The 20,864-nt window shown below is 65.9% G+C and carries 23 protein-coding genes; 9 read left to right on the top strand and 14 right to left on the bottom strand.

Going from position 1 to position 20,864, the window contains the following annotated elements; all coding sequences use genetic code 11:
• Window positions 1-167 precede the first annotated feature (167 nt).
• Complete coding sequence (locus C2862_RS14705) at window positions 168-434, bottom strand: hypothetical protein (protein ID WP_136220889.1); 267 nt, start codon at window positions 432-434, stop codon at window positions 168-170.
• A 52-nt stretch (window positions 435-486) separates the two neighbouring features.
• Here C2862_RS14705 and infA point away from each other — a divergent pair, with 52 nt between their 5' ends.
• Window positions 487-756, top strand: coding sequence for a translation initiation factor IF-1 (infA, locus tag C2862_RS14700; protein ID WP_136220888.1), 270 nt, complete (start codon window positions 487-489; stop codon window positions 754-756).
• Window positions 757-795: 39 nt separating this feature from the next.
• Here infA and C2862_RS14695 read toward each other — a convergent pair whose 3' ends face one another.
• Both C2862_RS14695 and C2862_RS14690 read right to left on the bottom strand, forming a co-directional pair.
• Window positions 796-1,965, bottom strand: coding sequence for a tetratricopeptide repeat protein (locus tag C2862_RS14695; protein ID WP_229467444.1), 1,170 nt, complete (start codon window positions 1,963-1,965; stop codon window positions 796-798).
• A gap of 74 nt (window positions 1,966-2,039) precedes the next feature.
• Window positions 2,040-2,963 (bottom strand): HDOD domain-containing protein, encoded by a 924-nt coding sequence (locus C2862_RS14690; protein WP_136220886.1) that lies wholly within the window; start codon window positions 2,961-2,963, stop codon window positions 2,040-2,042.
• A gap of 144 nt (window positions 2,964-3,107) precedes the next feature.
• On the opposite strand from C2862_RS14690, the gene C2862_RS14685 reads away from it, so the two are divergent.
• Entirely contained in the window at window positions 3,108-3,677 is a 570-nt protein-coding gene (locus tag C2862_RS14685) for a DNA-3-methyladenine glycosylase (RefSeq protein WP_136220885.1), read from the top strand.
• Here C2862_RS14685 and C2862_RS14680 read toward each other — a convergent pair.
• Both C2862_RS14680 and C2862_RS14675 read right to left on the bottom strand, forming a co-directional pair.
• Window positions 3,658-5,355, bottom strand: coding sequence for a methyl-accepting chemotaxis protein (locus C2862_RS14680; RefSeq protein WP_136220884.1), 1,698 nt, complete (start codon window positions 5,353-5,355; stop codon window positions 3,658-3,660). The two genes, C2862_RS14685 and C2862_RS14680, sit on opposite strands and share 20 nt — an antisense overlap.
• Before the next feature lie 54 nt (window positions 5,356-5,409).
• A complete protein-coding gene (locus C2862_RS14675) occupies window positions 5,410-5,865 on the bottom strand; it encodes a cache domain-containing protein (protein ID WP_136220883.1) in 456 nt (151 codons plus the stop codon).
• 299 nt (window positions 5,866-6,164) lie between these two features.
• On the opposite strand from C2862_RS14675, the gene C2862_RS14670 reads away from it, so the two are divergent.
• From C2862_RS14670 to C2862_RS14660, 3 genes are all read left to right on the top strand, one after another.
• On the top strand, window positions 6,165-7,571 hold the full coding sequence (locus tag C2862_RS14670) for a KamA family radical SAM protein (RefSeq protein WP_136220882.1): 1,407 nt from the start codon (window positions 6,165-6,167) through the stop codon (window positions 7,569-7,571).
• Window positions 7,572-7,594: 23 nt separating this feature from the next.
• Window positions 7,595-8,872, top strand: coding sequence for an MFS transporter (locus tag C2862_RS14665; RefSeq protein ID WP_136220881.1), 1,278 nt, complete (start codon window positions 7,595-7,597; stop codon window positions 8,870-8,872).
• Between the two features lie 96 nt (window positions 8,873-8,968).
• Complete coding sequence (locus C2862_RS14660; RefSeq protein ID WP_136220880.1) at window positions 8,969-10,285, top strand: sorbosone dehydrogenase family protein; 1,317 nt, start codon at window positions 8,969-8,971, stop codon at window positions 10,283-10,285.
• Window positions 10,286-10,368: 83 nt separating this feature from the next.
• Here the strand turns inward: C2862_RS14660 and C2862_RS14655 are convergent, their stop codons facing one another.
• Genes C2862_RS14655 through C2862_RS14640 form a run of 4 tightly spaced genes read right to left on the bottom strand, consistent with a single transcriptional unit; the run spans window position 10,369 to window position 14,556 of the window.
• Window positions 10,369-10,698 (bottom strand): hypothetical protein, encoded by a 330-nt coding sequence (locus tag C2862_RS14655; RefSeq protein ID WP_136220879.1) that lies wholly within the window; start codon window positions 10,696-10,698, stop codon window positions 10,369-10,371.
• A 3-nt stretch (window positions 10,699-10,701) separates the two neighbouring features.
• The gene (ctaD, locus tag C2862_RS14650; RefSeq protein ID WP_136220878.1) at window positions 10,702-13,218 is read right to left on the bottom strand and encodes a cytochrome c oxidase subunit I; all 2,517 of its coding nucleotides are present in this window, start codon (window positions 13,216-13,218) and stop codon (window positions 10,702-10,704) included.
• Between the two features lie 4 nt (window positions 13,219-13,222).
• Entirely contained in the window at window positions 13,223-14,155 is a 933-nt protein-coding gene (locus C2862_RS14645; protein ID WP_136220877.1) for a c-type cytochrome, read from the bottom strand.
• An 8-nt stretch (window positions 14,156-14,163) separates the two neighbouring features.
• Window positions 14,164-14,556 (bottom strand): cytochrome c family protein, encoded by a 393-nt coding sequence (locus C2862_RS14640; protein WP_229467443.1) that lies wholly within the window; start codon window positions 14,554-14,556, stop codon window positions 14,164-14,166.
• A gap of 87 nt (window positions 14,557-14,643) precedes the next feature.
• Here C2862_RS14640 and C2862_RS25750 point away from each other — a divergent pair, with 87 nt between their 5' ends.
• From C2862_RS25750 to C2862_RS14630, 3 genes are all read left to right on the top strand, one after another.
• Window positions 14,644-15,210, top strand: a complete 567-nt coding sequence (locus tag C2862_RS25750; RefSeq protein WP_229467442.1) for a cytochrome c — start codon at window positions 14,644-14,646, stop codon at window positions 15,208-15,210.
• Complete coding sequence (locus C2862_RS25745; RefSeq protein WP_229467441.1) at window positions 15,207-15,566, top strand: cytochrome c family protein; 360 nt, start codon at window positions 15,207-15,209, stop codon at window positions 15,564-15,566. Before C2862_RS25750 ends, C2862_RS25745 begins: the two co-directional genes overlap by 4 nt.
• Window positions 15,567-15,639: 73 nt before the next feature.
• Window positions 15,640-16,488, top strand: coding sequence for a fumarylacetoacetate hydrolase family protein (locus C2862_RS14630; protein WP_136220875.1), 849 nt, complete (start codon window positions 15,640-15,642; stop codon window positions 16,486-16,488).
• A 96-nt stretch (window positions 16,489-16,584) separates the two neighbouring features.
• Here the strand turns inward: C2862_RS14630 and C2862_RS14625 are convergent, their stop codons facing one another.
• Window positions 16,585-17,910 carry an aspartate aminotransferase family protein gene (locus C2862_RS14625; RefSeq protein ID WP_136220874.1) on the bottom strand — a complete coding sequence of 442 codons (1,326 nt, stop codon included), beginning with the start codon at window positions 17,908-17,910 and terminating at the stop codon, window positions 16,585-16,587.
• 132 nt (window positions 17,911-18,042) lie between these two features.
• On the opposite strand from C2862_RS14625, the gene C2862_RS14620 reads away from it, so the two are divergent.
• Entirely contained in the window at window positions 18,043-18,597 is a 555-nt protein-coding gene (locus tag C2862_RS14620) for a carboxymuconolactone decarboxylase family protein (RefSeq protein ID WP_136220873.1), read from the top strand.
• 84 nt (window positions 18,598-18,681) lie between these two features.
• Here C2862_RS14620 and C2862_RS14615 read toward each other — a convergent pair whose 3' ends face one another.
• From C2862_RS14615 to yjgA, 4 genes are read right to left on the bottom strand one after another with little or no spacing between them, the layout of a single operon-like run.
• Window positions 18,682-18,879, bottom strand: coding sequence for a hypothetical protein (locus C2862_RS14615; protein ID WP_210735995.1), 198 nt, complete (start codon window positions 18,877-18,879; stop codon window positions 18,682-18,684).
• 51 nt (window positions 18,880-18,930) lie between these two features.
• A complete protein-coding gene (locus tag C2862_RS14610; RefSeq protein ID WP_136220872.1) occupies window positions 18,931-19,599 on the bottom strand; it encodes an alpha/beta hydrolase in 669 nt (222 codons plus the stop codon).
• Complete coding sequence (gene mog, locus C2862_RS14605; protein ID WP_136220871.1) at window positions 19,596-20,231, bottom strand: molybdopterin adenylyltransferase; 636 nt, start codon at window positions 20,229-20,231, stop codon at window positions 19,596-19,598. Before mog ends, C2862_RS14610 begins: the two co-directional genes overlap by 4 nt.
• A complete protein-coding gene (yjgA, locus tag C2862_RS14600) occupies window positions 20,212-20,805 on the bottom strand; it encodes a ribosome biogenesis factor YjgA (RefSeq protein WP_136220870.1) in 594 nt (197 codons plus the stop codon). The genes mog and yjgA overlap by 20 nt, the downstream gene beginning before the upstream one ends.
• Window positions 20,806-20,864 lie beyond the last annotated feature (59 nt).

Raw genomic sequence — 20,864 nt, 5'->3', positions numbered from 1 at the left:
GCGGAAAACCAGGCTCGTCCATACGTCCTTTTCCGATCCGTGTTACACTGCTTGCAGTCGTCGAGGCCATGAGGCCCTGGCGACATCCAGCGGCAGCCCGCAACGCGATGTGTGTAACGTCGCCGGCGACCAGCACCGCAGGATTGATTCGAGATACATTGGTCGACTTACACCGATGGGGGCACCACGCAGATAGCATGGGCGTCCAGGGCTCCGCACCTTGCAGATAGCATGGGCTGGAGCAGCGATACAAGCATTGAAAAACCATTGAAACGAAGCTCGCAGCATGCGAGCTTTTTTTTCTCCTCGCGCAGGTCGGCGTCCGGTTGCAGGCCCGGATCCAAGCCGCCGCCACTCTCTCCGCTTTTAGCGGCCTTTTCACTCTTTTCTCCGGTCCAGTCCTCGCGGGCGCTGGCAACCGGCGGCATCTTCATCGCGCTTTTGTTACGCGCCGGCTCGCGGCTTCAACTCTAAAGGAAGAACAACATGGCAAAAGAAGAACTCATCGAAATGAATGGCCTCGTGACCGAAGTGCTGCCTGAACTGCGCTTCCGTGTCGACCTGGACAACGGCCACAAGCTCGTTGCCTATACCTCGGGCCGTATGAAGAAGAATCACATCCGCATCCTGGCGGGCGACAAGGTGACGCTGGAGCTGTCGCCGTACGACCTGAACAAGGGCCGTATCGTGTTCCGTCACATCGAAACGCGCGGCGCCCCGGCGCCACGCACCGGCGGCTTCCAGCGCCGCCGCTGATCCATCCCCCGCGGCCGCAATCGACAGGCGCAAGGCCTTTCAGTTGCGGCGCGGTGCGTTCGTCATACCGCGCAAGTGCGCCAGCTTGGCCGCATAGCGCTCCCGTGTATCGCTGCGTACGCTGTTCTCGCGTGCCAGCGTCAACTGCTTCTCCGCCGTTGTCAGCTCTCCCAGCTGGAGGTTGGCCAGGCCCAGCCAGAAATGGAACTCGTCGTTGTAGGGCGCGCGCGCCACTTCGCGTGCGAACAGTTTGCGCGCCTGTTCGAACTTCCCTGCCTGGTAGGCCTTCATTCCCTGTTCAAAATAATGGTAAGGCGGCGCCGGATACAGGCGTGCCACCCGCTGGGTCATCGCCTCGGCTTCGGCCTGCTTGCCGTTCGCGGCGAGGACGGGGGCCAGGTTCTGCATTACGATCAGCGAGTCCGGCTCGCGCTCCAGTGCCACGCGAAACACCTGCTCGGCCATGAGCGGCTGGCCGCTGCGCTGGTAGATCACGGCCAGCGTGTTGTAGGCGCTCGCGAGTTCCGGATTCTTCAGCAGGGCGGCACGCGCCCACCAATAGGCTTGCGCATTGTTACCGAGGACGAGTTCCTCGGCGGCCCGGTTGTTCATGTACAGGGCGATGATTTCGGTTTCGTCGAGAAAGGTGACGCGGTTGCGGCTGGCGCCGAGCTCCGGAATGAAGTCGATGGTCAACATCGACTCGGGGTCCTGGTCGTGGAAACGTCGTGCGCTCGGCGCCAGGCTCAGGTTCACATGGGAGCTGACGAGATAGGTGGCGCGTTCGCGGTTCCAGGTTTCCTCGACCTTGACCTCCTGGTAGCGCACGGTCATGCCGAGCTCGCGCGCAAAGGCGGCGGTCATGATGACCAGCGACAGGCAATTGCCCTTGCGCGCGGCGTAGGTTTCGGAGGCGGTGCCGGTGTAGGTGGCGTCGTAGTCGAGCTTGAGGTCGCGCGGATCGTAGAGCGCATGCAGCAGGCCCATGACGGGGCCGTGTTCGCGCAGCGTCGCCTGGAACTGCGGGCTGCGCACGTGACGCTGCATGGCCGGGCTGAGCGTGAACAGGTCGTCGGCGTCGACCGCTTGCGTGGAGGGGGCGAAGGCCGCGTCCTTGAGGAGGGCGGCCACTTTGGTGTCGGACACCGGGGAGCCCAGCTGGGCACAACCGGACAGCAGGACGAGCAGCGACAGAATCCAGGTTCTCATCATTGTCTCCCAAGCCGGTTGCGATGTTTCAGTATCGTCCTGCAGGGGCGGCCTGTCAAAGCCTGCGCGAAGCGCTAATGATCGTCGTGCAGCGCTTCTTCCAGTTCGTCCAGCAACTCGGCCGTCTCGTCCTCGTCGAGCGAGAGGTAGGCGCATGCGCGTTCGCCGCCCTTGTCCCATTCGGGCGAGCCGGCGTGGCCCTGGTAGCGGCGGATCGCGCGCTCGGCCAGCAGCGAGAGGGCGATCAGCGAGCGCACGGCGTCGTCGGTGTTCTCGTCCTCGATCACGGCGTAGTCGTGGTGGTGCAGGATGGCCCACGACACCTCGCTTGACAGGCCCCAGTTGCGCGCCAGCAGGGTGCCGACGGCCGCGTGGTTGGTGCTGTGGCGCTCGTCCTCGAGCGCCGTGAACGCACGCTCCGGCTCGGCACCGGCGTCGAGGAAGGTGGTTTCGTAGTCGGGGAAGCGCTTTACCAGCAGCGGCATGCCGGTATCGCAGAACAGGCCGAAGGTATGGGCGATGTCGGGCGCGCCGATGCGCAGGCGGCGCGACAGGAACACCATCGCGTGCGAACGCTTGGTCGAGAAGTCCCAGAAATTCGCCAGCGCCGCGCTCTCGACGGGAATCGCCTCGCGCGCCAGCAGGCCGGTCATCAGCGCCGCCACTTGGTTGATCCCCAGGAACAGGATGGCTTGTTCGATCGACTTGGCGCGACGACCGCCGAACAGCGAGGAATTCGCCAGTTTGAGCAGGGCACCGGCCATGCCGACGTCGCGCGCGACGATGCGGCCGATGCGCTCGGGCGACGGGTCGCTGGAGGCGAGTTCGGCCTGCAGGTCGGCCAGCAGGGAAGGGCGCGGCGGAATGCGGATCGACTTGATCAGCGCATCGACAGGGTCGGACGGCGCGGCGGCTGCCGGAGCCGCAGGCGCAGCGGCACGCGTCGGGGCGCGTGGGGCGCTACGCGCAGGAATTGCTTTTGCGGCAACTGTACTCATGGGAAGAAGGTGCTTATAGGAAATAAAGCGAAGGCTGCCATGATAAACGATGCTGCATTTCCTTGCAGCAACAGGGCGCTTTCCGCATGGCTTGTGTGGCAAAACGGACAGAAGGGTGTTGTTGGAACGCCTAAAATCGTTTGTATGAACTCAGCCAAGCTTGCAGGAATTGATTTTTATGCACCGAGTGAGATCGTTGCGCGCCAGCTGATCGGGGTCGTGGTGCTGGTCGACGGCGTCGGCGGCCGCATCGTCGAGACCGAGGCATATGACCGCGAAGATCCCGCCTCGCACGCCTTTTCCGGTCCGACCGAGCGCAACATGGCCATGTTCGGTCCGCCGGCGCACTGCTACGTCTACCGGTCCTACGGCATCCACTGGTGCCTGAACTTCGTCTGCCGCGAGGAGGGACATGGCGCCGGGGTCCTGATCCGGGCGATCGAGCCGCTGGCGGGACTGGACGTGATGCGCGCGCGGCGCGACGCCGAGGATGTCACGGCCCTGTGTTCCGGGCCCGGCAAGCTGTGCCAGGCCCTGGAGGTGACGCGCGCCTTCAATGGCCGCTCGCTGGCGCAGCCGCCCTTCGACCTGGCGCCCGCGCCGCCGGGACTGGACATCGTCAGCGGCCCGCGCATCGGCATCTCCAAGGCGATGGACGTGCCCTGGCGCTTCGGCCTGGCCGGGTCGCGCTTCGTCAGCCGTCCGTTCCGCTGAAGCGCTCGGCCCGTCCGCCCGTAGAGGCGCCGGGCAGGGCGCGTGGGGCGCCGCGCATCGGGCTGCCGGGCGCGCGGCGATCGAGTGGATCCTGGAACTCGGCCGATTCTTCCGCTTCGGCCAGCGTCTCGAAGCCCTCGATCTTGAACACCGAGACGGCGCGCGCCAGGTTGACGGTCTGCTCGTGCAGGCTTTCGGCGGCCGCTGCCGCTTCCTCGACCAGGGCCGCGTTCTGCTGGGTCATGTCGTCCATCTGCCCGACCGCGCGATTGACCTCGGCGATGCCGTCGGCCTGCTCGGTGCTGGCCACGCTGATGCGCTCGATGATGTCGTTCACCTGCTTCACCGAGGCGACGATGTGACCCATGCTGCTGCCCGCTTCGTTGACGGAAGCGGCGCCGCCGTCGATGATCGCCACCGAATCGGCGATCAGGGCCTTGATTTCCTTGGCCGCCGCCGCCGAACGCTGCGCCAGCGTGCGCACTTCGGACGCCACTACCGCGAAGCCGCGGCCCTGCTCGCCGGCGCGCGCCGCTTCCACCGCCGCGTTCAGGGCCAGGATATTCGTCTGGAAGGAGATGCCGTCGATGACGCCGATGATCTCGACGATCTTGCGCGAACTGGCCTTGATCGATTCCATCGTCGTTACCGCGCGGTCGACCGCCTGGCCGCCGTGATCGGCCAGGCGCGCCGCTTCGGCCGCGAGATCGGTGGCCAGGCGCGCATTATTGGCGTTGTCCTTCACCGCCACCGTCAGCGTTTCCATCGCGCTGGCGGTCTGCTCGAGCGAGCCGGCCTGCATCTCGGTGCGGGTCGAGAGGTCCAGGTTGCCGGTCGCGATTTCTTTCGAGGCCGTGTCGATCGAGCGCACCGAGGTCAGGATCGAGTGCAAGGTCGTGTTCAGGGTGGCGATCGTGTGATCCAGCGCGCGCGAAGTGTCGGCGATTTCATCGCGCCCGGTGCTGGCCGTCGGGCTGGCCAGGCGGCCTTCGGCCAGCTCCGACACCACGTCCGAGATGGCGCGGATATCGAGCAGCATGGCGCGCCGCACCAGCACCGTCACCGTCAGCGACAGCGCGATCGACAGCACGACCAGCACCGCCATCGAGACGCCCAGCGTACGGAACTCGGCGCCGGCGGCGGCATAGGCTTCCTCGCTGAGGCGCGTCTCCAGCGCCGCCAGCTGGGCCAGCTGGGTATTCAGGGTGCCGAACTCCTTTTCCGCCTTCTGCATGGAATTGGTCGCGATCGACTGGTCGACCGAGGCCATCTCGATGGTGTCCAGTACCGCCTTGCGATAGGCGCCGAGTGCGGTCTGGGAGGCGTCGATCAGCTTGCGCTCGGACGGTTCGGCGACCTTCGCCAGCGCGTCCAGGCGGTTCTTGATGTCGGCGTGCTTGTTCTTGATGTCCTTGACGAGGGCATCGAGCCGGTTCTGGGCGAAGCTGCCGCTGACCCAGGCCAGCAACTGATAGATGTTGGCGTGCGCGTACTTGGCGTCGCCGGCGACGTCGGCCGTGTCCTGCAGGCGCGCCGCGCGCACCTGCACCATGTTCTCGAGCGAGGCATGCTGGCGCACCATGCCGTAATAGGCGGCGCCGGAGAGCAGCGTCAGCAGCACCAGCACCAGTCCCGGCGCAAGCAGGAGCTTCGGGCCAATCCGTAGTTTTTTCAGCATGCTTCTTTCTCCAAAATGAAAGGGCGGCCGCAGCCGCCCCGGATCTGACTGTGCTTACTTCTTGTAGAGGCCGGCTTCCAGCACGACGCCGTCGACCAGCAGGATGTAGGTCGTCTTCGGCTCGATCTTGCCGCTGGTCGGGTTCTTGTACATGTAGTCGACCCAGCCCTTGCCCTTGGCGGCAGCCAGCTCGATGATCTCGCGGCGGTATTTCTTGCCGTTCGCATCCGGCACGTCGGTCAGGTCCTTGCCGACGATCGAAGGGTTGTACGGATGGGCCAGCACGATGCCGGTCTTGACGTCGCGCAGATCGACATACAGTTCGCCCTGGACGAAATCCGGATCCTTGGCGTTGATGCGCTTCATCATCTCTTCCTTGCCTTTGGCCTTGACCAGGGCGGCACCGCGCTCGGCCATTGCGATCGCATCCTTTTCGGTCGGTTCGTTGGCCAGTGCACCGGAGCAGGCGAGTCCGAGGCACAGGGCGGTGGCAGTGGCGAGCAGCTTCATGAGAACAATCCTTTCGGTGGGTCGGCTGGGGGGAAACTTTCCTAAGTGCATTGGGAAATGTACGCCGCACTTTCAACAGGCAAATTGCGCTAACTCAAGTGCATAAAACGAGTGCGACGACAGCGCCACATGTCTTGCAACAAACACTCAATGCTTACCGGAAATTTTGTGTCGGTTTAATTGATTGTGTGCAATTCCAAGACACGCATGGGTCATAAGATGAGTTCCCGCCGGCAATTTCTTACTCAAGAATTCGCCTGTCGTCCTCCCCCACCATCTTTCCTTTTCAGGAGCATGCCGTGACCACCACCGACTCGACGCCCGCCAAGTTCAAGCCTTATACACGCCAGACCATCGCGCTTGCCCGTCAGTGGCAATGGATGAGCCCGGAGTTGCAGGAAGCAACCCAGGTCGTCTCGCATGTGCTGCCGTTTCGCGTCAACGAATACGTACTCGACCAGCTGATCGACTGGGACAAGATTCCGGACGACCCGATCTTCCGGCTCACTTTCCCGCACCGCGACATGCTTCCAAGCCGAGAATACGAGCAGCTGCGCGACCTGGTGCTGCACAAGAAGGACGACGCCGCGATCGCGAAACTGGTGCACCAGATCCGCATGCGCATGAACCCGCACCCGGCCGGCCAGATGACCCATAACGTCCCGCGCGTGAACGACGCGCCCCTGAAAGGACTGCAGCACAAGTACAAGGAAACCGTGCTGTTCTTCCCGAGCTCGGGCCAGACCTGCCACGCCTATTGCACCTTCTGCTTCCGCTGGCCGCAGTTCGTCGGCATGGACGACATGAAGTTCGATGCGCGCGAATGCACGGAACTGGTGTCCTACCTCAAAACGCACCTGGACGTGACCGACGTCCTGATCACCGGTGGCGATCCGATGATCATGAACACGCGCTCGCTCACCGAGTTCCTGGAACCCCTGCTGGCGCCCGAGCTGGCCCACATCCAGAACATCCGCATCGGCACCAAGTCGGTCGCCTACTGGCCGCAGCGCTACGTCTCCGACAAGGATTCCGACGACCTGCTGCGCCTGTTCGAACGGGTGGTCAAGGCCGGCAAGAACCTGGCCATCATGGGCCACTACAACCATGCCGTCGAACTGCGCCACCCGATCGCCCAGCAAGCCGTGAAACGCATCGTCGGCACCGGCGCCACGCTGCGCATGCAGGGCCCGCTGATCCGCCACATCAACGAAGACCCGAAAAGCTGGGCCGAATTGTGGACCACCGGCGTGCGCCTGGGCGCGATCCCGTACTACATGTTCGTCGAGCGCGACACCGGCCCGAGCGATTATTTCGCGCTGCCGCTGGCGAAAGCCCACGAGATCTTCCAGTCGGCCTATTCGATGGTGTCGGGTTTGTCTCGCACCGTGCGCGGGCCTTCGATGAGCGCCTTCCCCGGCAAGGTCGTGATCGACGGCGTGGTGACGATCAACGGCGAGAAGCTGTTCGCGCTGCAGTTCCTGCAGGCGCGCAATCCCGACTGGGTCCGCAAACCCTTCTTCGCGAAATACGATCCGGACGCGACCTGGCTCGATCACCTGAAGCCCGCTTTCGGGCGTAAAAAATTCTTCTTCGAAGAGGAGAGCGGCGATCACGGCCTGCACGCCGCGGCCGGCCGCGTGATTCCGATCGTGCAAGCCACGCACGACCGCCGCGCCAGCGACAACCAGCCCAGCGCCGCCTGATCCGGGCCGGATCGGGACGCCCTATGGCTAACCAGGACTCGCCACGCCTGTCCGGCGTGGCGGTTTTCTTCTACGTGTTCCTGCCGTTCGCGCTGGGACACTACCTCTCCTCGCTGCTGCGCAACGTGAACGCCGTGCTGGCCTCGAACCTGGTCGGCTCGCTCGCACTCACCCCGGGGCAACTGGGCCTGCTCACCAGCGCCTTCTTCTTCGCCTTCGCGCTGGTGCAGCTGCCGGTCGGGATCGCGCTCGACCGCTACGGGCCGCGCAAGGTGCAGCTGGCGCTGATGCTGGTCGCGGCCCTGGGCGCACTGCTGTTCGCGCGCGGCACGAGCTTCGGCCAGCTGGTGCTGGCGCGCGCGGTCATGGGCCTGGGCCTGGGCGGCTGCTTCATGTCGGCCGTGAAGGCGATTTCGACCTGGATCGCGCCTGGCAAGCTGCCCTCGGTGCACGGCTACCTGATCGCGGTCGGCGGCTTGGGTGCGGCGTCCGCCACCATGCCGGTGCGGATGGCGCTCCAGTACACCGACTGGCGCGGCCTGTTCCTGCTGCTGGCCGCGGGCATCGCCGCCAGCGGCGCCCTGATCTGGCTGTTCGCGCCGCGCTGCGCCGCACCTGCCGGCACGCGTCCGCCCATGCTGGCCTCGATCCTGAGCGTGTACCGCACGCCGGCCTTTCGTTCGACGATCTCGCTGGTCCTGCTGCCGCACGCGGTGTTCTTCGGGATCCAGGGCCTGTGGATCGGGCGCTGGCTGTCGGACGTGGCACGCTTTCCGGACGATGCCGTGGCCTACCTGTTGTACCTGGGCATGGCGGCCGTCATCTTCGGGGCGATCGCGGTGGGCATGATCACCGAATGGGCCGGCAAGCGCGGCGTCACGCCGCTCGACGTGGCCGGCGCCGGTATCGCCTTGTTCGTGCTGGTGCAGGCGGCCTTCGTGGCCGGCTACAGGCCGAGCTTCCAGCTGCTGTCGGTGCTGTTCACGCTGGTGGGCACGATCACCGGCATCGAGTACGCGATCGTCGCCCAGAGCATGCCGCGCGAACTGACGGGACGCGCCGCCACCTGCCTGAACCTCCTGATCTTTGTCGGCGCCTTCCTGGTGCAGGCCGGCTTCGGACTGGTGGTCGGGCTGTGGCAGCCGGATGTGGGCGGACGCTACCCGGCGACTGCCTACCAGGTGGCCTTCGGGGCGCTGGTCTTGCTGCAGGTGCCCGGCTTGTTCGGCTATGCGCGGCGCCGGTTTGGCGCCAGGCCGGAAGTGGAAGCCGACATCGAGGAGGCGCGCACACCCGCCTGAGCGGTGCATTGTTTGCTGGACGGAATCGAGCGGAGCGGTATCGGCTTACTGGCTAGAATCAAGCGATCCGTTTGTTCGATCCGTCCAGGAGACATCATGCGCGCCCGTTCTTCCTTCATCGTGGCAGCCGCCATCGTGCTTGGCCTGTCCGGCTGCGGCGACAAATCCACCCTGCTTGCCGGCGCCGGCGTCGGTCCCGCCCCCTTCCTGCCGGCCCCGAAGCAAAGCCTGATCCCGACGGTCGACATCGCACCTGCCAAGGGCTGGAACGGCGGCAAGCCGAACGCCGCCCAGGGCCTGGAAGTGCACGCGATTGCAAGCGGGCTGGATCATCCGCGCTGGCTGTACGTGCTGCCCAACGGCGATGTGCTGGTGGCGGAGACCAACGCGCCCGAGCGCCCGGACGACAAGAAAGGCATCAAGGGCTACATCATGGGCAAGGTGATGGCCAAGGCCGGCGCCGCGGTCCCGAGCGCGAACCGCATCACGCTGCTGCGCGACGTCGATGGCGACGGCGTGGCCGAGCTGCGCAGCGTCTTCCTGCAAGGCCTGTATTCGCCTTTCGGCATGGCGCTGGTGGGCGAGACCCTGTATGTGGCGAATGCGGACGGCATCGTCCGCTTCCCGTACAAGGAGGGCATGACCAAGATCACGGCCGCGCCGCAGAAGGTGGCGCCGCTGCCGGGCGGGACGATCAACCACCACTGGACCAAGAACATCATCGCCAGCCGCGACGGCAGCAAACTGTACGCGACCGTCGGCTCGAACAGCAATGTCGCCGAAAACGGCATCGAAAACGAGGTCGACCGCGCTGCCATCCTCGAGGTCGACATCGGGAACGGCGGCACGCGCGTGTTCGCCTCGGGGCTGCGCAATCCGAATGGCATGGCCTGGGAGCCGCAGAGCGGCGCCCTGTGGACGGTCGTGAACGAGCGCGACGAAATCGGCAGCGACCTGGTGCCCGACTACCTGACGTCGGTAAAGGACGGCGCCTTCTACGGCTGGCCCTACAGCTACTACGGCCGGCATGTCGACGAGCGCGTGAAACCGCCGCGCCCGGACCTGGTGGCCAAAGCGATCGCCCCCGACTACGCCCTCGGCGCCCACGTCGCCGCGCTCGGCCTGACCTTCGCGGAAGGCGCGAAGCTGGGGCCGACGTTCGCCAGCGGCGCCTTCATCGGCGAACACGGGTCGTGGAACCGCAAGCCTTTATCGGGCTACAAAGTGGTGTTTGTTCCCTTTGCCGGCGGCAAGCCGAACGGCCAGCCGGTCGACGTGCTGACCGGCTTTGTCGACCGGAACGGCGACGCCCTCGGGCGTCCGGTCGGGGTGGCGATCGACAAGGCGGGCGCGCTGCTAGTGGCGGACGATGTCGGCAATGTCGTCTGGCGCGTACGCCCCGCAGCGCGGTAGGGTGGGCGCCCCCGTGCCCACCAAAAGCATGCGCCGCGTTAGCGCATCGTCCCGGTGGGCACGGGGCGCCCACCCTACGGCTCTTACGCGCAGCTATCCACGAACCACAACGGCACCGAGGTCCAGGCAATCCCCGCAAAGCCCAGCAGCGCGGTGAGGGCCGCCGCCCAGTCCAGCAGCGCCGTATGCTCGTCGCCGCCAAAGGCCCGGCGCGCGCGCCAGGCCAGCGCAGCGCAGATCGCCAGCGCGGCGAGCGTCATCAAAGCCAGCGGCAGGCGGTGCGGATTGCCCGGCGCGAAGCCGGCCGGACTGCACTGGGCCGCCACCAGCACATAGCTGCCCGCGAAATGCGCCGCCCAGACCAGCAGCGGCAGGGTGCCGCGCATGAGCTTTCCGAATAAGCGTTCGCGCATCGATCACTCCATCAGCAAGGGCACGCCGTGCACCGCCAGCGACAGCACGATGCCTTGCAGCGTCGTGTAGTGCCAGAGCAGCGCCGTATTGTCGAGCGTTGCGCGGCTGGACGGCGACAGGCGGCCGCTCCAGGCGCGCGCGGCGAGATAGATCCCGACCAGCGCCAGCACGACCACATGCAGGCCCTGGTAGCTGAGCAGGGCGCCGATCGTCGCGCTCCATGCCTGCGCCTGCGGATCCAGGCCGGCCAGCTGGTAGCCGTGCAGGTCGACCAGGAAGGCGGCGCCGGTGCAGCCGAGCGCCGCCAGCGCCAGCCAGGGCAGGCGCCGCGTGCCGAGGCTGCGCACCGCCCACAGCATGCAGGCCGATCCCGCGGCCAGCAGGGCGCCGGCCATCAGCGGCCAGCGCAGCGCCGGCAGGCTCGCCGCCGGCGGCGGGCAGACTTCCAGGCGCATCGAGATGTGGATGTAGGCGAAGACGAAAGAGGCGAACACGGTCGCGTCCACCACCAGCATGATGATGGTCGCCCACCAGGAATGCGAGGCCCTGCCGCGCGCGCCGACCGGCAGCACCAGCGTGTCGGAGACCTTCGCCTGGCTGATCGGCGGCGTGCGGTCCGAGCCCCACAGCCAGGCGACGGTTGCGGCGATGGCCGTGATGCCGCAGGCCCAGGCCACGACATGCATTTTGACCGTCAGCAGCAGGAAGAAGCCCGCCGTTCCGGCTGCCGCCGTGAAGGGCAGCCAGCTGTCGGCCGGCAGCACCAGCAGGTGGCGCGGGGTGGCCGCGACCGGGCTGGTGACCAGGGTCTCGCGCTGGCCGCTTTCGGTGCCGGGCAGGTAATGCTGGCCGGCTTCCACTTGCTCGCACAGATTCGGCTGGTCCCACAATGGATCGGCGGAGCGCACTTCCGGGATGCTGCGCGCGTTATAGGCTTCGGTCGGCAGCCATTCGAGCGTCGACGCGTTCCACGGATTGCCGACGGGCTGCTCGGGCCGGCGCAGGGTGCGCACGACGTCGACCAGGAACAGCAGCACGCCCGCCGCGAGCACGAAGGCGCCGACGGTCGAGACCATGTTCAATCCGTTCCAGCCCATCTCACCCGGATAGGTGTAGACCCGGCGCGGCATGCCGAGCAGCCCGGTGATATGCATCGGGAAAAAGGCAATATTAAAACCGCCGAACATCAGCCAGAACACCCATTTTGCCACGCGTTCGGACAGGCGCTGGCCCTTCAACAGCGGCAGCCAGTAGTACATGGCCGCAAAGACAGGGAATACCATGCCGCCGACCAGCACGTAGTGGAAGTGCGCAACGATGAAGTAGGTGTCGTGGGCCTGCCAGTCGAAGGGCAGCAGGGCGACCATGACGCCGGTCAGGCCGCCGAGGACAAAAATGAACATGAAGCCGCCCAGGAACAGGGCGGGCCCGGTCATCCTCACCTTGCCGCGCCAGAGCGTCGCGATCCAGGCGAACACCTGGATCCCGGTCGGCACGGCCACCGCCATGCTGGCGGCCGACACGAAACTCATCGACATCACGCCCAGGCCGGCCGTGAACATGTGGTGCGCCCACAGCGCGAAGCTGAAGAAGCAGACGATCACCAGCGCCACGATGATCGCTTTACGGCCGACCAGCGGCGTGCCGGCAATCGTCGGGATCATGGTCGAGACCATGCCGGCGGCGGGCAGGAAGATGATGTAGACCTCGGGATGGCCGAAGAACCAGAACAGGTGCTGCCACAGAATCGGATCGCCGCCGCGCTCGCCGATGAAGAAGGGCCAATCAAACGCGCGCTCCATCTCCAGCAATGCCGTGCCGGCGATGATGGCCGGGAAAGCGAACACGATCATCACGGCCACCACCAGCATGGCCCAGGCATACACCGGCATGCGCGACAAGGTCATGCCCGGCGCTCGGGTGAACAGGATGCCGACGATCAGTTCGATGGCGCCGGCGATGGCCGAGATTTCAATAAAACCGATTCCGAGCAGCCAGAAGTCGGCGTTCAGCCCCGGAGAATACTGTTTACCTGTCAGCGGCGGGTACATGAACCAGCCGCCGTCGGGCGACAGACCGAAGAACAGGGTGCAGAAGAAGGCCAGGCCGCCGATCGCGTACGCCCAGTAGGCATAGGCCGAGAGGCGTGGGAAGGGCAGGTCGCGCGCGCCCAGCATGTTCGGCAGCAGGTAGACCGAGATCGCTTCGACGATGGGAATCGCGAACAGGAACATCATCACCGTGCCGTGCATGGTGAAGACCTGGTTGTACACCGAGGCGCTCATCAGGCCGTTGTCGGGCACTGCCAGCTGGGTGCGCATCATCAGGCCGAGGATCCCGGCCAGCAGGAAGAACAGCAGCGCGGTGCCGATGTAGAGCAGGCCGATGCTGGTGTTGTCGACGCGCTTGAGGAAGCGCCAGCCGGTCGGCCGTTGCCAGGGTTTTTCCAGCCGTTCCAGCTCGCCCTCGGGTCGGGGGAGGGAACTGGGCAGGCGGTCTTGGATGGCGTGGTCCGTCATGTCGTCATTTCAGCTGTTCGAGGTACACGGCCAGGGCGCGCAGCGTCTCGCCGTCGATGTCGAGCGCGGCCGGCATGCGCGCGCCCGGCTTGATGGCTTGCGGGTCGGCGATCCAGCCGGCCAGCGAACCGCGGTGGTTGCGCAGCGTGCCGGCGGCGATGTGCGTGCGCCCACCCACGTGGGTCAGGTCGGGACCGAGGCGCGCGCCTTCGGCGACGCCGCGGATCGTGTGGCAGCTCTGGCAGCGCTGCTCGAAGAAGGCGGCGCGTCCGCGTTCGACCAGTGCGTCCTGCGGCGCGCGCGCCGGCTGCGCCTCGTTCGCCAGCCAGCGCTCGAAGTCGGCCGGCGCCATGGCGACCACGTGCAGCGCCATGCGCGCATGCTGCTCGCCGCAGTATTCGGCGCACTGGCCGCGGTAGATGCCGGGTTTGTCGGCTTGCAGGGTCAGGCCGTTGACGCGCCCGGGCACGGTGTCCATCTTGCCGTTCAGGGCCGGTACCCACAGGCTGTGGATCACGTCGGTCGAGGTCAGGCCTATATAGACGGGACGGCCGGTGGGAATGCGGATCTCGTTGGCGCTGACCACTTCGCGTCCGCTGGCGGGATCGTGGTAGCGCACCTCCCACCACCACATCTTGGCGGTGACGCCGATGCTCATCGCGCCGCGCGAGGTTTGCGGCGACAGCTCGGCGCTGCGCCAGGTGCTCCAGACCAGCAGCGCGCTCAATACCACGACCGGGAATGCAATGCCGGCGCCGCCGATCCACCAGCGCGCCGAGACCTGGCGTCCCCCCTTGCCGCGCAGGCCGATGAACGTCAGCGCCATCACGGCGATGAAAATGACGGCGGCGCCGCCGAACAAGACCCAGGACAGGTGCGCGATGATGGCGGCGTCCGGACTGGCGGGGTGCAGGACCGACTGCAGCGGTGCCGTCATCGCATTCGTCATCGCAGCGTGTACAGGTAAGCGGCCATGTCGCGTGCCTCGGCCGGGGAGACGCCCAGGTCGGGCATGGCGGTGCCGGGCTTCATGGCTTGCGGGTTGTCGAGCCAGGCAGTGAGTTGCTGCGGCATGTTTGGAATCCCTCCGGCGATATAGCTGCGCAGCCCGAACTGGTCCAAAGGCGGCCCGGCATTCCCTGGCGTACCCGGCACCTCGGGAATCGCGTGGCAGGCCGTGCACTGGTATTGCGCCATCAGGCGCTGGCCCCGGGCCGGATCGCCGCCGCTCACCTGTTTCGGCGCCTCCTGTTTGCCGCAGCCGGCCAGGAATGCCAGGCAGAGCCCGGCAAGGCAGGCGGTACGGGGCAGCGCGGGAAGAATAAAGTGATAGCGCACAATTGAATTCGATAAGGCCAATGGCTCTATATAATACAAGAGAAGCGATATCATTTTTTCAACAGTGCGCACCCCACCCAACGACCGATGCCATCCAACCGTACCCGCCTGATCCTGAAAACCGCTGCCGCCACGCTGGCGCTGGCGGGGCTGGCGGGTGCCATCGGCGGTTTTATTGTGCTGCGCGCCGGCTGGTACGACACCTCGGCCACCGCCCAGCACCTGCAACCGGTGTACACGCTGCTGGAAAAGGGCATGACGTATTCGGTGCGCAACCATTCGAGCGAAGTGAGGGTGCCGCCGCTGGGCGCGCCGCAGCAGGTGAAGCAGGGCGCGCTGGTCTACGCCGCCCATTGCGCCCAATGCCATGGCGGACCCGGTTTCGCCCAGGCCAAGATCGGGCAAAGCATGCAGCCGCTGCCCGGACCCCTGATCGATGCCAGCGCGCGCTGGCAGCCGCGCGAACTGTACTGGATCACCAAGCACGGCATCAAGATGAGCGGTATGCCGGCCTGGCAGTTTCATATCAGTGAATCCGATTTATGGGCGGTGGTCGCCTTCATGGGCGTGCTGCCGACGCTGTCGGCGCGCGATTACGAGCAGGCGACGCGCGCCGGGCCTGCGTCCGCACCGGCGCCGGGAGCCGTGCGATGAGCGCGCGCCTGCTTTTATGCGTGCTGGCGCTGCTTGCCGGCTGCCAGGGCAAGCCGCCGTCGAACACGGTGCAGGGCGACCCCGAACGCGGCCGCATCGCGCTGGCCCAGCACGCCTGCCGCGCCTGCCACATCATCCCCGGCCTGACCGGGCCCGAGACCCACGTCGGCCGTTCGCTGGCGGGCCTTGCCGAGCGCCGCTTCATCGCCGGCAGCCTGCCCAACAACCAGCCCAACCTGGTGCGCTGGATCCGCGACCCGCAATCGATCGACCCGCATACGGCGATGCCGGCCGTGGGCGTGAGCGAACGCGATGCCCTCGACATGAGCGCCTGGCTGCTGACGGCAAAAGAATAAGCTTGGTATCATGCTGGCCCGTCGGACGCGCCATGGTGGCATGCGTCGAGCGGCAGAACAACGAGGGAACGACATGAGATTGGTGCGCTATGGCCGCCCGGGCAAGGAAAAGCCGGGCCTGTTCGACGATGAAGGGCGCCTGCGCGACCTGTCCGGCGTGATCCAGGATATCGATGGCGCCGTGCTGAACGAGCGCACGCTGCGCAAACTCGCCAAGATCGATACCAAGACCCTGCCGCTGGTACGCGGCAATCCGCGCCTGGGCGTGCCGGTGAAAGGCATCGGCAAGTTCATCGGCATCGGCATGAACTATGCCGACCACTGCGCCGAGACGGGCTCCCCGGTACCGGCCGAACCGGTGTTCTTCACCAAGGCGATCAGCTGCCTGAACGGCCCGGACGACCCGATCCAGCTGCCGAAAGGCTCGAAAAAGACCGACTGGGAAGTCGAACTCGGCGTCGTCATCGGCACCCGCGCCCAGTACGTGAGCGAAGAAGAGGCCCTGACATTCGTGGCGGGCTACTGCGTGGTGAACGACGTCACCGAGCGCGCCTACCAGTTCGAGATGGGTTCGCAGTGGGATAAAGGCAAAGGCTGCGACAGCTTCGGCCCGGTTGGCCCCTTCCTCGTCACGCGCGACGACGTCTACGACGTGCAGGACCTCGACCTCTACCTGGAGCTGAACGGCAAGCGCATGCAGACCGGGAACACCTCGAGCATGATTTTCACGGTGGCCCAGATCGTCAGCTACGTCTCGCGTTTCATGACGCTGGAGCCGGGCGACATCATCACCACCGGCACGCCGCCGGGCGTCGGATTAGGACGCAAGCCGCAGCGGTTCTTGAAGAAGGGCGACAAGCTACGGCTGGGGATTGCGGGACTGGGCGAACAGCAGGCGGAAGTCGTCGCGTTCCCGAAATGATGCGGTAGGGTGGGCGCCCTGTGCCCACCATCACGATGCGCCAACGCTGCGCAAGCTTCTGGTGGGCACAGGGCGCCCACCCTACGGTTATTACGGTTACTTCAGTAATGCGGCGTCGACTGCCTCCGCGAGCCGCGTCACGATCTCCGACAGCTCGCTGGCCGACACGATGAACGGCGGCGCCAACAAAATGTGATCCCCGCGCTGGCCGTCGATCGTCCCGCCCATCGGATATACCATCAGCCCGCGCGCCATCGCCTCGTTCTTGATCGCCGCATGCAGCTTGCGCTCCGGCGCGAAGGGCTCTTTCGTCGCGCGGTCCTGCACCAGCTCGATCCCGAGGAACAGGCCGCGCCCGCGAATATCTCCCACGTGCGGGTGTTTGCCGAATACGTCGCCGAGCATGCGTTTGAGCGTTGCGCCGCGCCGCTGCACCTGTTCCAGCAGGCCGTCACGCTCGATCACCTGCTGCACCGCCAGCGCGGCGGCGGCCGCCACCGGATGGCCGATGTACGTGTGCCCGTGCAGGAAGGCGCCGCTGCCGTGGCGCAGGCGCTCGACGATGGCGCCCTGCGCCAGCACCGCGCCGACCGGCTGGTAGCCGCCGCCCAGGCCCTTGGCTACCGCGATGATGTCGGGCGCCACGCCTTCCTGCTCGACCGCGAACAGGGTGCCGGTGCGGCCCATCCCGCACATCACCTCGTCGGCGATGAAGAGGATGCCGTAGCGGTCGCAGATGGCGCGCACGCCGGCGAAATAGCCGGGCGTCGGCGGGATCGCGCCGCCGGTCGCGCCCACCACCGGCTCGGCGCCGAAGCCGATCACCTTCTCGGGGCCCGCCTTGACGATGGCCGTCTCCAGTTCGTCGAGCAGGCAGGCGGTGTAGGCGTCCACGCTCTGGCCCTCGCGCCGGTCGCGGTACTCGTAGCAGGGCGATACCCGCGGCACCTCCATCAGCAGCGGCGCGAAGGGCTTGCGGCGCCATTCGTTGCCGCCGACGGCCAGCGCGCCCAGCGTGTTGCCGTGATAGCTCTGGCGCCGCGCGATGAACAGCGAGCGCCCGGTCTCGCCGGCTTCGACGAAGTATTGGCGCGCCAGCTTCAAGGCCGTCTCCATCGCCTCCGAACCGCCCGACACCAGGTACACGCCCTGGATGCCGCTTGGTGCCTTGGCGACCAGCGTCTGCGCCAGCTCTTCGGCCACCTCGGTGGTAAAGAAGGCGGTGTGGGCATAGGCGCAGCGGTCGATCTGGCGGTGCATGGCGGCGATCACGTCCGGATGGCCGTGACCCAGCGAGGACACGGCGGCGCCGCCGCTGGCGTCGAGGTAGGCGTTGCCGGCATTGTCGAAAACCGTGATGCCCGAAGCATGGGTGGCAATCGGCGGCGTCTGGCGCAGGCTGCGGTGGATGAGATGGCTCATGAATTTCCCTCCGGCAAATAGTTGACGGTTGACAATAAACTCGTCGCGCCCGGATTCCTTTGATCTTTACCGTAAGCTGTGCGAATATTTTTGTAAAGACAGTTTTCCGTTAAGACACTCGCGCCGCCGACCATGACCGATCGCCTACGTCCGATTCCCCCCAGCGAGATGACCGAAGCCCAGCGCCGCGCCGCCCAGGCCGTCATCGAAGGTCCGCGCGGCGCGCTCTACGGCCCCTTCGTGCCCCTGCTGCGCAGTCCGGAACTGCTGGAAAACGCCCAGCGCATGGGAGAGTACCTGCGCTACCGCAGCGCCATCGGGGTCAGGTTATCGGAACTGGCGATTCTGGTCACGGCGCGCCAGTGGAACCAGGGCGTCGAGTGGGCGATCCATGCGCCGATCGCGGCGCAGGTCGGCGTGCCGCCGGACGTGATCAATGCCATCGCGCGGCGCGAACGGCCGGAAGGCATGCTGGTGGACGAATCGGTGGTGCACGACTTCTGCGTCGAACTGCACCAGAACAAAGAGGTGTCGGACCGCACCTATGGCGAGGCGGTGGCCCTGTTCGGCGAACAGGGCGTGGTCGATCTGATGGGGCTGAACGGCTACTACACGTTTTTGGCGATGGTGATGAACACGGCGCGCACTGCCGTTCCCGTCTCCAGCGCGCCGCCTCTGCCTGATTAAACCCCCGTGGAGTCAGGACTCTACCCTACGATCAGTGGTATACGTAGGGTGGAGTCCCGACTCCACGCGGTATAGAGCCTGAACTCAGGCCAGCGCTTCCTTGGCCGCTTCCTCGGGCGTCAAGCCGTCATAGAACAAATCGGTGAACCACTCCACCTGCTCCTCGATATGTTCCTGCGCCTGCTTCTGCGTCGCCCCGCCGGCAACGAGAAAACCTTCGACCTCGATGCACCAGTTGATCAGCGCCAGCGTCTCTTCGTCGAGTTCTTCTTTCTTGGCCATGATGACCTCCAATGTAAAACGGGAGCCGCAGCTCCCGTTGGTTGAGGCTTGTTAAGCCAGTACCTTCTTCAGCCACGCCGAGATGTCCTGCACCTCCTCGAAGCAGAGCGAATGCTGCATCGGGTAAGCGTGCCAGTCGATCGTATAGCCGAGTTCCTTGAGGATGTCGCGCGACTGTTCGCCGCGCAGGAAGGGCACCACGTGGTCCTGGCGGCCGTGCGCCATGAAGATCGGGGTGTCGATGCTTTCCTCGGTGCGCTCGTGGACGACTTTCTCGTTGAGCGGCAGGTAGCCCGACAGGCACAGCATGCCGGCCAGCTTTTCCGGATGGCGCAGGCCGGTCTGCAGGGTCATCGCGCAGCCTTGCGAGAAGCCGGCCAGGACGATCTTCGAGGCCGGGATGCCGCGCGCCTTTTCGCGCGCGATCAGGGCCTCGACGTCGCGCTGCGAGTCGCGCAGGCCGGTCTCGTCTTCGCGGCGCGTCAGTTCGGCGCCGGTGATGTCGTACCAGGCGCGCATCACGTAGCCGCCGTTGATCGTCACCGGAATCGTCTTCGCATGCGGGAAGACGAAGCGGATGGCGGGCAGGCCCGTCAAATCGAGTTCGCGCACCAGCGGCACGAAGTCGTTGCCGTCGGCGCCCAGGCCGTGCAGCCAGATGATCGCGACCGATGGATTCGGCGCGGTTTCAATGTCGATGGTTTGCAGCAGATCGCTCATGCGTTGTCCTGGGTAGTGACGGCGGGGCGCTGCGCGGTCTTTGGCCGCCAGGTCTTGCTCACCGCCGGATTGGTTTCCATGTAGGGGCCGCCGATCAGGTCGATGCAGTAGGGGACGGCGGCGAAGATGCCGCCGGCGACCACATTCCCGTCCGCGTCTTTCAGGCCCTCGAGGGTTTCCTTGATCGCCTTCGGCTGGCCCGGCAGGTTCATGATCAGGGCCGCGTGATCAAGCGTTTCACGGATCACGGCGACCTGGCGCGACAGGATGGCGGTCGGCACGAAGCGCAGGCTGATCTGGCGCATCTGCTCGCCGAAGCCCGGCATTTCCTTGGTGCCGACGGCCAGCGTCGCCTCGGGCGTGACGTCGCGCCGCGCGGGACCGGTGCCGCCGGTGGTCAGCACCAGGTGGCAGCCGGTCACGTCGACCAGCTCGACCAGGGTCTTCTCGATCTGCGTACGCTCGTCGGGAATCAGGCGCGGCTCGATGCGGTAGGGCGTCGTGATGGCCGAGGCCAGCCAGTCCTGCAGCGCAGGAATGCCCTTGTCCTCATAAACGCCGCCGCTGGCGCGGTCCGAGACCGACACCAGGCCGATCACCAGCATCACTTCGTTACTCGTCTGCGGACTCATCGTCTTCCAATTCGTCGTCGGCCGGCGCCGCCGGTTTCTTGCCCAGCTCTTTTAAAATCTGGAACAGTTCGCGGTAGGCCTTCGGCGGCTTGTTCTCGGCCTGCTCCTTGCGCGCATTGCGGATCAGGGTGCGCAGGTGCTGCACGTCCAGTTCCGGGTGCTCTTCTAACAGCGTCGTAAGTGCCTTGTCGTCGCTCAGCAGCTTCTCGCGGCGGCGCTCGAGGGCGTGCAGCGCGGCCGTCTCGGCCTTGGAGGCGCCTTTCCAGCTGTCGATGGTGCGCTGGATGACGGCCACTTCCTCTTCGGTCAGCGTGCGCATCTTCTTGCCCACGAACTGCAGCTGGCGGCGCCGGCCTTCGTGGTTGGTGATGGTCTGGCACTCGAGGATGGCGTCCTTGACGTCGTCCGGCATCGGCACGCGCTTGACGCGGTCGCGCGGCTCGGCAACGAGTTGCGCTCCGAGTTTCTGCAACTCGTCCATCTGGCGCTTGAGTTCAGATTTGGATGGGCGTTCGTATTCTTGCTCGAACTCGTTGGACTGGAAGCCCACGGAGCCGCGGTTTGGATTAGGCATGGTATTGGATGATCCGATTGGCGCTGAGCCGATCAGTAAAAACAGTAAACGGCTGCTAT

Source organism: Massilia sp. Mn16-1_5, assembly GCF_004798585.1.
In the GTDB taxonomy this organism is placed as follows: Bacteria; Pseudomonadota; Gammaproteobacteria; order Burkholderiales; family Burkholderiaceae_D; genus Telluria.
The sequence above is the reverse complement of the archived record's forward strand: the minus strand, read 5'-3'. Positions and strand labels throughout refer to the sequence as shown.

Bases quoted from the DNA above. Each gene is read 5' to 3' on its own strand.
- C2862_RS14665 (WP_136220881.1), top strand. From the start codon at position 7,595: ATGGCTAACCAGGACTCGCCACGCCTGTCCGGCGTGGCGGTTTTCTTC.
- infA (WP_136220888.1), top strand. From the start codon at position 487: ATGGCAAAAGAAGAACTCATCGAAATGAATGGCCTCGTGACCGAAGTG.
- C2862_RS14620 (WP_136220873.1), top strand. From the start codon at position 18,043: ATGACCGATCGCCTACGTCCGATTCCCCCCAGCGAGATGACCGAAGCC.
- C2862_RS14655 (WP_136220879.1), bottom strand. From the start codon at position 10,698: ATGCGCGAACGCTTATTCGGAAAGCTCATGCGCGGCACCCTGCCGCTG.
- C2862_RS25745 (WP_229467441.1), top strand. From the start codon at position 15,207: ATGAGCGCGCGCCTGCTTTTATGCGTGCTGGCGCTGCTTGCCGGCTGC.
- C2862_RS14690 (WP_136220886.1), bottom strand. From the start codon at position 2,963: ATGAGTACAGTTGCCGCAAAAGCAATTCCTGCGCGTAGCGCCCCACGC.
- C2862_RS14685 (WP_136220885.1), top strand. From the start codon at position 3,108: ATGAACTCAGCCAAGCTTGCAGGAATTGATTTTTATGCACCGAGTGAG.
- C2862_RS14695 (WP_229467444.1), bottom strand. From the start codon at position 1,965: ATGAGAACCTGGATTCTGTCGCTGCTCGTCCTGCTGTCCGGTTGTGCC.
- C2862_RS14630 (WP_136220875.1), top strand. From the start codon at position 15,640: ATGAGATTGGTGCGCTATGGCCGCCCGGGCAAGGAAAAGCCGGGCCTG.
- C2862_RS14660 (WP_136220880.1), top strand. From the start codon at position 8,969: ATGCGCGCCCGTTCTTCCTTCATCGTGGCAGCCGCCATCGTGCTTGGC.
- C2862_RS14645 (WP_136220877.1), bottom strand. From the start codon at position 14,155: ATGACGGCACCGCTGCAGTCGGTCCTGCACCCCGCCAGTCCGGACGCC.
- C2862_RS14680 (WP_136220884.1), bottom strand. From the start codon at position 5,355: ATGCTGAAAAAACTACGGATTGGCCCGAAGCTCCTGCTTGCGCCGGGA.
- C2862_RS14625 (WP_136220874.1), bottom strand. From the start codon at position 17,910: ATGAGCCATCTCATCCACCGCAGCCTGCGCCAGACGCCGCCGATTGCC.
- C2862_RS14675 (WP_136220883.1), bottom strand. From the start codon at position 5,865: ATGAAGCTGCTCGCCACTGCCACCGCCCTGTGCCTCGGACTCGCCTGC.
- yjgA (WP_136220870.1), bottom strand. From the start codon at position 20,805: ATGCCTAATCCAAACCGCGGCTCCGTGGGCTTCCAGTCCAACGAGTTC.
- mog (WP_136220871.1), bottom strand. From the start codon at position 20,231: ATGAGTCCGCAGACGAGTAACGAAGTGATGCTGGTGATCGGCCTGGTG.
- C2862_RS14610 (WP_136220872.1), bottom strand. From the start codon at position 19,599: ATGAGCGATCTGCTGCAAACCATCGACATTGAAACCGCGCCGAATCCA.
- C2862_RS14705 (WP_136220889.1), bottom strand. From the start codon at position 434: ATGAAGATGCCGCCGGTTGCCAGCGCCCGCGAGGACTGGACCGGAGAA.
- ctaD (WP_136220878.1), bottom strand. From the start codon at position 13,218: ATGACGGACCACGCCATCCAAGACCGCCTGCCCAGTTCCCTCCCCCGA.
- C2862_RS14615 (WP_210735995.1), bottom strand. From the start codon at position 18,879: ATGGCCAAGAAAGAAGAACTCGACGAAGAGACGCTGGCGCTGATCAAC.
- C2862_RS25750 (WP_229467442.1), top strand. From the start codon at position 14,644: ATGCCATCCAACCGTACCCGCCTGATCCTGAAAACCGCTGCCGCCACG.